At 64.5% G+C, this 11,805-nt stretch carries 12 protein-coding genes; 6 read left to right on the plus strand and 6 right to left on the minus strand.

Going from position 1 to position 11,805, the window contains the following annotated elements:
• Positions 1-57: 57 nt before the first annotated feature.
• From carB to NHF48_RS20130, 3 genes are all read left to right on the plus strand, one after another.
• Entirely contained in the window at positions 58-3,390 is a 3,333-nt protein-coding gene (gene carB / locus NHF48_RS20120; RefSeq protein WP_253072114.1) for a carbamoyl-phosphate synthase large subunit, read from the plus strand.
• A 75-nt stretch (positions 3,391-3,465) separates the two neighbouring features.
• Positions 3,466-3,942 (plus strand): transcription elongation factor GreA, encoded by a 477-nt coding sequence (gene greA, locus NHF48_RS20125; RefSeq protein WP_056052861.1) that lies wholly within the window; start codon positions 3,466-3,468, stop codon positions 3,940-3,942.
• A gap of 5 nt (positions 3,943-3,947) precedes the next feature.
• Positions 3,948-4,598, plus strand: coding sequence for a rhomboid family intramembrane serine protease (locus tag NHF48_RS20130; RefSeq protein ID WP_253072115.1), 651 nt, complete (start codon positions 3,948-3,950; stop codon positions 4,596-4,598).
• A gap of 485 nt (positions 4,599-5,083) precedes the next feature.
• Here the strand turns inward: NHF48_RS20130 and NHF48_RS20135 are convergent, their stop codons facing one another.
• From NHF48_RS20135 to NHF48_RS20155, 5 genes are all read right to left on the minus strand, one after another.
• On the minus strand, positions 5,084-5,311 hold the full coding sequence (locus NHF48_RS20135; protein WP_253072116.1) for a DUF4170 domain-containing protein: 228 nt from the start codon (positions 5,309-5,311) through the stop codon (positions 5,084-5,086).
• Positions 5,312-5,376: 65 nt separating this feature from the next.
• On the minus strand, positions 5,377-5,856 hold the full coding sequence (locus NHF48_RS20140) for a hypothetical protein (protein ID WP_253072117.1): 480 nt from the start codon (positions 5,854-5,856) through the stop codon (positions 5,377-5,379).
• 84 nt (positions 5,857-5,940) lie between these two features.
• Complete coding sequence (locus tag NHF48_RS20145; RefSeq protein WP_056062302.1) at positions 5,941-6,213, minus strand: hypothetical protein; 273 nt, start codon at positions 6,211-6,213, stop codon at positions 5,941-5,943.
• Positions 6,210-6,563: a phage holin family protein gene (locus tag NHF48_RS20150; RefSeq protein WP_253072118.1), complete on the minus strand. Its 354-nt coding sequence runs from the start codon at positions 6,561-6,563 to the stop codon at positions 6,210-6,212. Before NHF48_RS20150 ends, NHF48_RS20145 begins: the two co-directional genes overlap by 4 nt.
• A gap of 4 nt (positions 6,564-6,567) precedes the next feature.
• The gene (locus NHF48_RS20155) at positions 6,568-7,056 is read right to left on the minus strand and encodes a hypothetical protein (RefSeq protein WP_056062308.1); all 489 of its coding nucleotides are present in this window, start codon (positions 7,054-7,056) and stop codon (positions 6,568-6,570) included.
• Positions 7,057-7,231: 175 nt separating this feature from the next.
• On the opposite strand from NHF48_RS20155, the gene eno reads away from it, so the two are divergent.
• Entirely contained in the window at positions 7,232-8,512 is a 1,281-nt protein-coding gene (eno, locus tag NHF48_RS20160; protein WP_253072119.1) for a phosphopyruvate hydratase, read from the plus strand.
• A gap of 25 nt (positions 8,513-8,537) precedes the next feature.
• A complete protein-coding gene (locus NHF48_RS20165; protein WP_055878455.1) occupies positions 8,538-8,864 on the plus strand; it encodes an FtsB family cell division protein in 327 nt (108 codons plus the stop codon).
• Between the two features lie 204 nt (positions 8,865-9,068).
• Here the strand turns inward: NHF48_RS20165 and NHF48_RS20170 are convergent, their stop codons facing one another.
• Positions 9,069-9,860, minus strand: coding sequence for an alpha/beta fold hydrolase (locus NHF48_RS20170; RefSeq protein ID WP_263817043.1), 792 nt, complete (start codon positions 9,858-9,860; stop codon positions 9,069-9,071).
• 155 nt (positions 9,861-10,015) lie between these two features.
• Here NHF48_RS20170 and NHF48_RS20175 point away from each other — a divergent pair, with 155 nt between their 5' ends.
• Positions 10,016-11,755 (plus strand): DUF885 domain-containing protein, encoded by a 1,740-nt coding sequence (locus NHF48_RS20175; protein ID WP_253072121.1) that lies wholly within the window; start codon positions 10,016-10,018, stop codon positions 11,753-11,755.
• Positions 11,756-11,805 lie beyond the last annotated feature (50 nt).

The raw sequence follows: 11,805 nt of genomic DNA on the forward strand, positions 1-11,805 counted from the left end.
GGCGCTAACGGCGGCTGGCGCGAAGCACGTCAGCTATATCTGGGAATGGACTGAGTAATGCCAAAACGCACCGACATCTCCTCGATCCTCGTCATCGGCGCAGGACCCATCGTCATTGGCCAGGCGTGCGAGTTCGATTATTCGGGCACGCAGGCGATCAAGGCGTTGAAGGAGGAGGGCTATCGTATCGTCCTCGTCAATTCGAACCCCGCCACGATCATGACCGATCCCGAGCTGGCCGACGCGACCTATGTCGAGCCGATCACGCCCGCGATCGTCGCCAAGATCATCGAGAAGGAGCGCCCGGACGCGATCCTGCCGACGATGGGCGGGCAGACCGCGCTCAATACCGCGCTCGCGCTGTTCCATGACGGTACGCTGGAGAAGTTCGGCGTGACGATGATCGGGGCGGATGCCGATGCGATCGACATGGCGGAGGACCGGCTGAAGTTCCGCGACGCGATGGACCGGATCGGGCTGGAAAGCGCGCGGTCGGCGATCGCCCATACTGTCGAGGAAGCGCTTGAAGGCCTTGAGAAGACGGGGCTCCCGTCGATCATCCGGCCGAGCTTCACGATGGGCGGCTCGGGCGGTGGCATCGCGTACAACCGCGAGGAGTTCATCGCGATCGTTCGCAACGGGCTCGACCTGTCGCCGACCACCGAGGTGCTGATCGAGGAATCGCTGCTCGGCTGGAAAGAATACGAGATGGAGGTGGTGCGCGATCGCAACGACAACGCGATCATCATCTGCTCGATCGAGAACGTCGATCCGATGGGCGTCCACACCGGCGACTCGATTACAGTCGCGCCGGCGCTGACGCTGACCGACAAGGAATACCAGATCATGCGCAACGCATCGATCGCGGTGTTGCGCGAAATCGGTGTCGAAACAGGCGGTTCGAACGTCCAGTTCGCGGTGAACCCAAAGGACGGTCGACTGGTCGTCATCGAGATGAACCCGCGTGTTTCGCGCTCGTCCGCGCTGGCGTCGAAGGCGACCGGCTTCCCGATCGCGAAGGTCGCGGCGAAGCTGGCGGTCGGCTACACGCTCGACGAGATCGAGAACGACATTACTGGGGCTACGCCTGCCGCGTTCGAGCCGACGATCGATTACGTCGTGACCAAGATTCCGCGGTTCGCGTTCGAGAAGTTCAAGGGCGCGTCGAACACGCTCGGCACCGCGATGAAGTCGGTCGGCGAGGTGATGGCGATCGGTCGCAACATCCACGAATCGATGCAGAAGGCGTTGCGCGGGCTCGAGACGGGCCTGTCGGGGTTCAACCAGGTCGATCATCTGGTCGGTGCGCCGCGGGCGGAAATCGAGGCGGCGCTGGCCGTCGCGACGCCGGACCGGTTGCTGGTCGCGGCGCAGGCTTTGCGCGAGGGATTCACGGTCGCCGAGGTGCATGCGATCGCCAAGTACGATCCGTGGTTCCTGGAGCGGATCGCCGAGATCATCGCGGCCGAGGCCGAGGTGATGAAGGACGGCCTGCCGATCGACGCGCCTGGTATGCGGCGTTTGAAGAGCATGGGGTTCAGCGACAAGCGGCTCGCATGGCTGGCGCTGCAATCCGCCAACCTGCGCGGCATGAACCGCGGGATCGCGCGCGGCTCGGGGCTGATCCACGAGGTCGTCAAGGCGATGACCGGCGGCGTGACCGAGGAGGAGGTGCGCCAGCATCGCTTGAAGCTCGGCGTGCGGCCGGTGTTCAAGCGGATCGATACCTGCGCGGCCGAATTCGATGCGAAGACGCCGTATATGTATTCGACCTACGAGGCGCCGAGCTTCGGCGAGCCCGAGAACGAGTCCGAGCCGACCGACCGGAAGAAGATCGTGATCCTGGGCGGCGGGCCGAACCGGATCGGGCAGGGGATCGAGTTCGATTATTGCTGCTGCCATGCGTGCTTCGCGCTGGCGGATGCGGGCTATGAGACGATCATGGTCAACTGCAACCCGGAGACGGTGTCGACCGATTACGACACGTCGGACCGGTTGTATTTCGAGCCGCTGACCGCTGAGGACGTGCTGGAGATCCTGCATGTCGAGCAGCAGAACGGCACCTTGGTGGGCGTGATCGTGCAGTTCGGTGGGCAGACTCCGCTGAACCTCGCGCGGGCGCTTGAGGCGGCGGGCATTCCGATCCTGGGGACGACGCCGGACGCGATCGATCTGGCGGAGGACCGTGAGCGGTTCGCGGCGCTGATCACCAAGCTCGGGCTGTTGCAGCCGGCCAATGGCCTGGCGCGGAGCCGGGACGAGGCGGTCGCGGCGGCGGAGCGGATCGGCTATCCGGTGCTGATGCGGCCTTCGTATGTGCTCGGTGGCCGGGCGATGGAGATCGTCGACACGATTGGGCAGCTCGAGCATTACATCGCGACCGCGGTGCAGGTGTCGGGCGACTCGCCGGTGCTGATCGACCAGTATCTGCGCGATGCGATCGAGGTCGATGTCGATGCGATCTGCGACGGCACCGACGTGGTGGTCGCGGGCGTGTTGCAGCATATCGAGGAGGCGGGCGTCCATTCGGGCGACTCTGCGTGCTCGATCCCGCCTTACTCGCTGTCGGCGGAGATCATCGCCGAGATCGAACGGCAGACGGTGGCGCTCGCGCATGCCTTGTCGGTGGTCGGGCTGATGAACATCCAGTTCGCGGTAAAGGATGGCCTGGTCTATCTCATCGAGGTCAACCCGCGCGCGTCGCGCACCGTGCCGTTCGTCGCCAAGGCGATCGGTGCGCCGATCGCCAAGATCGCCGCACGCGTGATGGCGGGCGAGAAGCTGGTCAATTTGCCGAAGATCGACCGGCATATCGACTATTATGCGGTGAAGGAGGCGGTGTTCCCCTTCAACAAATTCCCCGGCGTCGATCCGGTCCTGTCACCGGAAATGAAGTCGACCGGCGAAGTCATGGGAATCGATCCCGATTTCACGATCGCCTTCGCCAAGGCTCAGCTTGGCGCGGGGACGATCCTGCCGACCAAGGGCAACGTCTTCGTCAGCGTGAAGGACGGCGACAAGGCGATGATCGTCGAGGCAGTGAAGGCGCTGATTGACACCGGCTTCTCGATCGTCGCGACCGGTGGGACGGCGGATCACCTCGCGCTTGCCGGGTTGCCGGTCGAGAAGGTCAACAAGGTGGCGCAAGGCCGGCCGCATATCGTCGACCGGATCAAGGACGGCGATATCGCGCTGATCTTCAACACCACCGAGGGGTGGCAGAGCCTGAAGGACTCGCAGCCGATCCGGGCTTCCGCGCTCGGCCAGCGTATTCCGTACTTCACGACCGCGCCGGCTTCGCTTGAGGCGGCGAAGGCGATCGCAAAGCTTTCGACGCACAGCCTTGAAGTACGGCCGCTGCAATCCTATTATTCGCAGTCGCACGACTGATCCCGACATGAGAATGATGTGTGGGCGGGGCTGGTACAGGGCCTCGCGCGGGGAAATGGATTTGGGGACGAGATGATGGCGACCGTCGAAAAGATGCCGATGCTGCAGGAAGGCTATGAGACGCTGAGCGCGGATCTGAAGCGCCTGAAAGCCGAACGTCCGACGATCGTCGACGCGATCGAAGAGGCGCGCGCGCACGGCGACCTGAGCGAGAACGCGGAATATCATGCCGCGAAGGAGCGTCAGGGCCAGGTCGAGGCATCGATCTCGGACATCGAGGACAAGCTGTCGCGCGCTCAGATCATCGATCCGAAAGACCTGTCGGGCGACAAGGTCGTGTTCGGCGCGACGGTGACGTTGCTCGACGAGAACGACAAGCCGGTGAAGTATCAGATCGTCGGCCAGACCGAGGCTAACGCCAAGACGGGGCGGATTTCGTACAATTCGCCGCTGGGTCGCGGGCTGATCGGGCGCAAGCTCGATGAAGAGGTCGAGGTCACGGTGCCGGCCGGCGAGCGGTATTATGTCGTCTCCAAGATCGAGTTCATCTGAGCCTTATGCAATTCTTCGAGACGCGGGCGACGGCGATCATCACGATCGTGACGGTCATCGTCTCGGGATTCTTGGTGCTGAGCGGGTCGCTTGGCTACTGGGCGGTGAACGCCGGGTTCATTCCGTTGCGGATGACTGATCTCGGTATTCCGAGCGAGCATATGTTTGTCGTGCCATCCTGGGCGACGCCGCTGACCGCGACGTTGATCCATGGTGGGTGGGCGCATATCGCGCTGAACCTCGTGATGCTGGTGTATTGCGGGCAGTTCGTCGAGAAGGCGCTGGGGACGGTCGGGCTGGTCGTTCTGTACGTGCTGGGCGCGTATGCGGCGGCGGCGGGGCATTGGGCGTTCGGGCCTGACTCGACTGCACCTATGATCGGCGCTTCCGGGGCGATTTCGGCGGTCGTTGGGGCTTATGCGCTTTTGTATGGCGAGCGGCGGGTGCAGGCGATCGGGCCGGTGCCGGCGGGGGTCGTGCATGTCGTCTGGCTGGCTGCCGCCTGGATCGGGATCCAGTTGCTCATGGGGCTGGCCGGGTTTGGGGCTTCGGTTGGGGCTAGCGGGCCGATTGCTATTGGCGCGCATATCGGTGGGTTCTTAGCGGGGCTGGTGTTGGCTCGGCCGTTGTTGCTTTGGCATTACCGGGCTGCTTGAGGGGCCTGTCCCTTACGGGTTCGCTCCGCGCCACGCTAACCCACACTAACCCAACCACACCGTTCGTCCTGAGTAGCTGCTGAGCTTGTCGAAGCGGCGTATCGAAGGATCGGTTGGCGCGCGGGGCTTGTGCTTCGATACGAGCCCTTGATACGCTCCTTGCGGAGCTACTCGGTCTCTACTCAGCACGAACGGGGGGTGGGGGAAAGGGCTACTGCTCCAAGCCGCGAACTGGCGAGGCTGCGGGAGCACGTTGCCGTAGTCCTGCTTGGCGTGCCCTCACCCATCGCCGCCTTTGGCGTCTTTCCCTCTCCCCGATGGGAGAGGGACGGGGGCCGCTTTATGCAAACTTGATCGTCAGACAGGTACTACAGAACCGTCATCACCGCGGAGGCGGGGATCCATAGCCTATGTCGTTGCGATCAGGTCGCTACGTTAGCCGGTATGGGTTCCCGCCTCCGCGGGAATGACGGCTCCGGAGTAGTTCAGGCTACAGTCGTACCCAGGTTCGGTTCGAGCATCCGATGCAGATGCACCACCACGAACTTCATCTCGGCATCGTCGACGGTACGCTGCGCCGCAGCACGCCAAGCCTTCTCGGCGCTGGCGTAGTCGGGGAATACGCCGACGAATTCGATCTTGCTCAGATCGTTGAAATCCAGGGTGCGCGGGTCGCTGACGCGGCCGCCGAATACGAGGTGGAGCTTGCTCATGCGCTTGCTTTCCTAGGGGAGGGGGTTGCCGCCTCCCTAGCGTGTTCGACCCGCGGTTTGAACCCTTAGACGGTCGGCTTTTGCGAAACCGCCTTCGCACCTGCGGTACCGGCCGTCGTGACCGCCTTGACGATACCTTCGAGCAAGCCCTTGGCCTGGTCGCGTGCATTGTCCTTGGTCAGGCCGAGTTCGCCGAGTTCCGAGCGGCCTGCGTCCTTCGCTGCGGCAGTCGCCGCCACGAGCGTTTCGCTGAGACGCTTGCCGACGGGGGCGAGCAGTTCCTTCTCGCGGGCCGAACGCGGGAGCAGCGCACCGGCGAGTGCGCCGACGGCGAGGCCACCGACGAGGATGCCGAGCGGGTTGGACTCGAGATTGTTGACGACGCGCTTGGTCTTCTCGCGCGAGACTTCGAGAACCTCGGAGGCCTTGTCGCCGGCGTCGTGATAGACCTTCGATGCGGTCTCGCGGACGGTGTCGAGACCTTCACGCAGGCGGCTCTCGGTCTCGTGGGCGGCGTCGTTTGCGGTGGTCTTTGCGTCGGTCATGGAAATGTCCTTCTGGTGGCAAGCTGCTCGCCGTTCAATGCAATGAGGGTTCAACGCGAGCCGGGACTTCAAGGTTTCAAGGCATTAGCGCCCGCGGCGGAACAGTCCGACGATCCGGTGCCGCGCGAGGAACAGTCCGGCGACCGCGGCAAACCCCGCGGTCGGCCCCGGATTGCGCTTCACGGTCTCGACGCTGGCGCTGAGCGCGGCGGTGCCGGCATCGGCGACGTCGCGGCTGGCGTTCAGGGCGAGCTTCCGCGGATTGAGCCGGTCCTGCAACTGCCCGATCGTCATCATGACGCGCTGGCGGGCGAGGGCCGATTCGATCTCTGCGGCGGCGACTTTGGCGGATGTCATGATACGGGCTCGCTCTTCGTCTGAAGCTTTGACTTGCCGATCATCGCCAGGATCGCCGCCACTGCGAGGACGGTCACCACGACGATGGCGGTCGCCCATCCTGGCCCCACCAGCGTCGCCACCGTCAAGATCGCACCGACCAGCAGTGCGATCAGCGCGGCGAGAGCCAGCACCCCGGCGACAGCGAAGAACATCGCGGCCGACTTGTACGCGCTCGCCGTCTCGCCGAACTTCGCCTTGTAGACAGCGACTTCCGCGGTCGCGAGACTCTTCGTCTCGGTCGCCAGGCGACCGACGATCGACACGAGGCTCTCGTCTTCGCCGGTCGCGAACGTCAGTGGGTCGGACAAGACGTCAGACCTTCGAGTTGGCATCGACGCCCGACTGCACCAGTCGCGCGACGACGAAGCCGATGGCCGCTGCTGCACCCACAGCGATGGCAGGCGACTTGCGCACGAGTTCGCGCGCGTCGTCGAACAGCTCGTCGATATCCTTCGCCTTCACCTGGTCGGCAAAGCCCGAGACGCTGTCGGCGGCGCTGCGGGCATAGCCGCCATATTGCGAGCCGAGCTTCTCGTCGACCTGGCCGGCGGCGTCGGTCAGCAACTGTGCGACCTGCTCCAAGGCGCCACTTGCACGTGCCTTGCCGTCCTCGGCGAAGGTGCGGACCTTGTCGGTCGCCTGCGCGGTGTACTTGTTCGCGCCGTCCTTGATCGCCTGCTTCGCATCGCCGGCCTTGGCCGAGACATCGCCGTTATCGATCGTCTTGCTGAGCTCGGTCCCGACCTCGTTCGCGGTCGTTTTCAGGTCGTTGACGGTGTCGTTTACGCTGGAGTCGGCCATGACGGTCCCTTTCAGAATTGTTACGCCCTCAACACCGTCGTTGGAGCACGGTTCCCGAACCGTCGCGCGATTGCACGACACTATTCTCGGATGTCCGCGCGATTGCCCGATATGGCGTGAGACGGTAGAGGCGGCGCGAACGACCCGGCACCGGGATTTGTAGGAGCATCGTTACGTGACCGCAATCATCGACCTTCATGCACGCCAGATCCTCGACAGCCGCGGCAATCCGACCGTCGAGGTCGACGTGCTGCTCGAAGACGGCAGCTTCGGCCGCGCCGCCGTGCCGTCGGGCGCCTCGACCGGCGCACACGAGGCGGTCGAGCGTCGTGACGGCGACAAGACCCGTTGGGGCGGCAAGGGCGTCGATGGCGCGGTCGATGCGGTCAATGACGAGATCACCGATACCGTGCTCGGCATGGACGCGGAGGACCAGTCGGACCTCGATCGCGCGATGATCGAGCTCGACGGCACCGAGAACAAGGGCCGGCTGGGCGCGAACGCGATCCTCGGCGTCAGTCTCGCCGTCGCCAAGGCTGCGGCCGAAGCGCGCGGCCTGCCGTTGTACCGTTATGTCGGTGGCGTGCAGGCGCATCTGCTGCCGGTGCCGATGATGAACATCATCAACGGCGGCGAGCATGCCGACAACCCGATCGACTTCCAAGAGTTCATGGTCGTGCCGGTCGGCGCGTCGAACATCCTCGAGGCGGTCCGTTGCGGCTCGGAGATCTTCCACACGCTGAAGAAGGGCCTGAGCGAGAAGGGCCTGTCGACCAGCGTCGGCGACGAGGGCGGCTTCGCGCCGAACATCGGCAGCACGACCGAGGCGCTCGACTTCATCATGTCGAGCATCGAGAAGGCTGGGTACAAGCCCGGCGAGGACGTGATGCTCGCGCTCGATTGCGCGGCGACCGAGTTCTACAAGAACGGCAAGTACGACATCTCGGGCGAGGGCCGGATCCTCGAAAGTGGCGAGATGGCGGAGTATCTTGCGGACCTGACGCGCCGCTACCCGATCTTCTCGATCGAGGACGGCATGGGCGAGGACGACTGGGAGGGCTGGAAGACGCTGACCGACCTGATCGGCGACAAGGTCCAGCTGATCGGCGACGATCTGTTCGTGACCAACCCGAAGCGTCTGAAGCGTGGGATCGACCAGGGCATCGCGAACTCGCTGCTGGTAAAGGTCAACCAGATCGGCACGCTGACCGAGACGCTGGAGGCGGTGTCGATGGCGCAGCGGGCGAAGTATACCGCGGTGATGTCGCATCGTTCGGGCGAGACCGAGGACTCGACGATCGCCGATCTGGCGGTCGCGACCAACTGCGGTCAGATCAAGACGGGCAGCCTGGCGCGGTCGGACCGGTTGGCGAAGTACAACCAGCTGATCCGGATCGAGGAAGAGCTGGGTGATGCGGCGCGCTATGCTGGGCGCGACATCCTGATCGGGGGCTGATAGGTTCGGAAACCGGAGGTTCGACATGGCACGCGTGACGACGAAGACCAGCAAGTTGCGAAAGACGATGCGCAAGGCCGCGTGGCCGGCGCTGGGGCTGACGCTGATGGCGTTCTTCGGCGCGTATGCCGTGCTCGGGCCGAACGGGATGTTCGCGTATGGCGATTACAAGCGCCAGCTTGCGAAGCGCGAGCAGGACTATGCCGCGCTCGATCGCAAGCGCGAGGTGTTGAAGAACCGGGTCGCGCTGCTGAACCCGGACCATGCGAACCCCGATATGGTCGACGAGATGGTCCGCAAGGAACTGAACGTCGCGCATCCGGACGAGGTTATCGTGCCCTTGGGGAATTGAGCCTCTGCTCCCCTCCCTGAAAGGGAGGGGGCTGGGGGTGGGTTGGCTGGCTTGAGCCGCCACCGATGGGACGTGCGGAAGCCGACCCACCCCCGACCCCTCCCTTCCAGGGAGGGGCAAGAAGTGTGGTCGTCCGGAGGTTACCGACCCAGGAACGTCAGCAGGTCGTTGGTGAAGCGATCGCTCTCGGTGATCGTCAGGAGGTTACCGACCAAGGAACGTCAGCAGGTCGTTGGTGAAGCGATCGCTTTCGGTGATCGTCAGGCCGTGCGGGGCGCCGTCATATTCGACCAGCTGCGAGTCCGCGATGCCCTTGGCGGCGGCGCGGCCGGTGGCGTCGATCGGGACCGTTTTGTCGCTCGTCCCGTGGACGACCAGCGTCGGTACCCGGAAGGCTGCAAGATCCTGACGAAAGTCGGTGTGGCCGAATGCCTTGGCGCACTCCAGCGTTGGGTGAAGGCCCGCCTGCATCGCGAGGCTCCACACCCAGTCGACGACCTCGTCGCTGACCGGCGAGGTAATGAACCCGACGCCGAGGAATTGCTGGAGGAAGGTCTTGAAGAACGCCGGGCGGTCGTCTTCGATACCGGCGCCGATGCTGGCGAGCGTCTCTTCGGGAACGCCGTCGGGATTGTCGTCGGTCTTGAGCATGTACGGCACCACCGACGAGATCAGACCGGCGGCGACCACGCCCTTGCCCTCATAGCGGCTCATGTAGCGCGCGATTTCGCCGCCGCCCATCGAGAAGCCGACGATCGTCGCGTCGGTGTTCGCGCCGGTGGCTTCCATCACGTCGGCGAGATCGTCGGTGAGCGTGTCGTAATTGTAGCCGGTCCAGGGCTGGCCCGAGCGACCGAAGCCGCGGCGGTCATAGGCGATCGCGCGGAAGCCGGCGTTGGCGAGCGCCATCGCCTGGGCGTCCCAGCTGTCGGCGTTGAGCGGCCAGCCATGCGTCAGGATCACCGGGCGTCCCGTGCCCCAGTCCTTGACGTAAATATCTGTACCGTCACGGGTTTTTACGTAGGGGCATACAAGTCTCCGGTCTGTCTTTGCAGATGCACGCTCAACGGCTCATCGCGCCCACCGTTCCGCACGCTGGCGTACCGAAGCTTCGACTGGCAGCATGGTCTCAGACGAATCGGAGAGACAGGATGCGGATCGGACTTTTGACGACGGCGCTCGGCGCGGTCCTCGCCTTGAGCGCGTGCGGCCCTGCGCAGACGACCGCGAACACGCAGGCTCCTGCCGCGCCGACCACCGCTGCGACGGGCGACTGGGCGGGGTTCCGCGATGGCTTCATCGACGGCTGGTTCAAGATCGATCCGGCCAACGCGGTCTATCAAGGCAAGCACGAGTATGACGGCGGCTTGGGCGACTGGAGCGCGGCGGGGCTGAAGCGGCAGGCGGACTTCCTGCATGGCGCGATCGACAGGGCGGGGGCGTTCAAGGATCTGAAGCCCGCCGAGGCGTTCGAGCGCGACTATCTGGTGCAGGTCGCAAAGGGGAAGCTGTTCTGGCTGGAGGATGCCGACCAGCCGCACCATAATCCGGCGTGGTATGTAAGCGCGGGGCTCGATCCGAACACGTACATCGCGCGCAATTATGCCGATGCGCCGACCCGGATGAAGGCGCTGACCGCGTTCTTCCAGAAGATCCCGGCGGCGGCGGGGAACATCAAGGCGAACCTCAAGGCGCCGATGCCGCTGAGCTACGTCAATTACGGGACGGCGGCGTTCAACGGGTTTGCCGACTATTATGCGGGCGACGCGGTGAAGGCGTTTGCGGGCGTGAAGGATGCGGCGGCGCAGAAGCAGCTCACCGATGCGGCGCAGGCGGCGTCGAAGGCGATGCGCGATCTGGGGACGTGGACAGAGGGCCAGCGCGCGACCGCGACGCAGGATTTCGCGCTCGGGGCGGACAAGTTCGCGCGGATGGTGGCGATGACCGAGGGCGTCGATACGCCGCTCGACCAGCTCGAGGCGGCGGGTGTCGCCGACCTGAAACGCAACCAGGCGGCGCTGGCACAGGCGTGCGGAGTGTTTGCCAAGGGGCAGACGATCCTCGCGTGCATGGACAAGATGAACGCGAACAAGCCGGTCGGTGGGCCGGTCGCGGAGGCGCGGCGACAGATTCCGACCTTGCGGAAGTTCGTCGTGGATCACGACCTGCTGACGATCCCGGGGACCGAGCAGGCGCTGGTCGAGGAATCGCCGCCGTATAACCGGCAGAACTCGGCGTATATCGATCCTCCGGGGCCGTTCGATAAGGGCGTGCCGTCGATCTACTATATCTCGCCGCCCGATCCGAGCTGGACCAAGGCGGTGCAGGACGCGTTCGTGCCGGGCAAGAACGACCTGCTGTTCACCTCGGTGCACGAGGTGATGCCGGGGCATTTCGTCCAGTTCCTGCACGCGAACCGCTCGCCGTCGCTCTTCGGGCGGTTGTTCGTCGGGTATGCGTTTGCCGAGGGGTGGGCGCATTACGCCGAGGAGATGATGTGGGAGGCCGGGCTCAACAACGGCGATCCTGAGACGCATGTCGGGCAGATCTCGAACGCGCTGCTGCGGGATTGCCGATATCTTTCGGCGATACGCATGCATGCGAAGGGGATGACGCAGGAGCAGTCGTTCCGGATGTTCGTCGACGAATGTTACCAGGACGAGGGGAACGCTAAGCAGCAGGCTGCTCGGGGGACGTATGATCCGGCGTATCTGAATTATACTATGGGTAAGTTGATGATCCGGAAGTTGCGGGGGGACTGGACTGCGACGCGGGGCGGGCGGAAGGCTTGGAAGGCGTTCCATGACCAATTCTTGAGCTATGGGGGGCCGCCGATTCCTTTGGTGCGTAAGGCGATGATGGGGGAGGATAGGGCGACGGCTGCTTTCTGATTTGGGAGGAGCGCGATCGCTTCCCCCGTCCACCCCGGCCTTCGCCGGGG

Source organism: Sphingomonas sp. H160509 (genome assembly GCF_024124765.2).
In the GTDB taxonomy this organism is placed as follows: Bacteria; Pseudomonadota; Alphaproteobacteria; order Sphingomonadales; family Sphingomonadaceae; genus Sphingomonas.

Coding starts and splice junctions, on each gene's coding strand:
- carB (WP_253072114.1), top strand. CDS start 58: ATGCCAAAACGCACCGACATCTCCTCGATCCTCGTCATCGGCGCAGGA.
- greA (WP_056052861.1), top strand. CDS start 3,466: ATGGCGACCGTCGAAAAGATGCCGATGCTGCAGGAAGGCTATGAGACG.
- NHF48_RS20130 (WP_253072115.1), top strand. CDS start 3,948: ATGCAATTCTTCGAGACGCGGGCGACGGCGATCATCACGATCGTGACG.
- NHF48_RS20135 (WP_253072116.1), bottom strand. CDS start 5,311: ATGAGCAAGCTCCACCTCGTATTCGGCGGCCGCGTCAGCGACCCGCGC.
- NHF48_RS20140 (WP_253072117.1), bottom strand. CDS start 5,856: ATGACCGACGCAAAGACCACCGCAAACGACGCCGCCCACGAGACCGAG.
- NHF48_RS20145 (WP_056062302.1), bottom strand. CDS start 6,213: ATGACATCCGCCAAAGTCGCCGCCGCAGAGATCGAATCGGCCCTCGCC.
- NHF48_RS20155 (WP_056062308.1), bottom strand. CDS start 7,056: ATGGCCGACTCCAGCGTAAACGACACCGTCAACGACCTGAAAACGACC.
- NHF48_RS20165 (WP_055878455.1), top strand. CDS start 8,538: ATGGCACGCGTGACGACGAAGACCAGCAAGTTGCGAAAGACGATGCGC.
- NHF48_RS20175 (WP_253072121.1), top strand. CDS start 10,016: ATGCGGATCGGACTTTTGACGACGGCGCTCGGCGCGGTCCTCGCCTTG.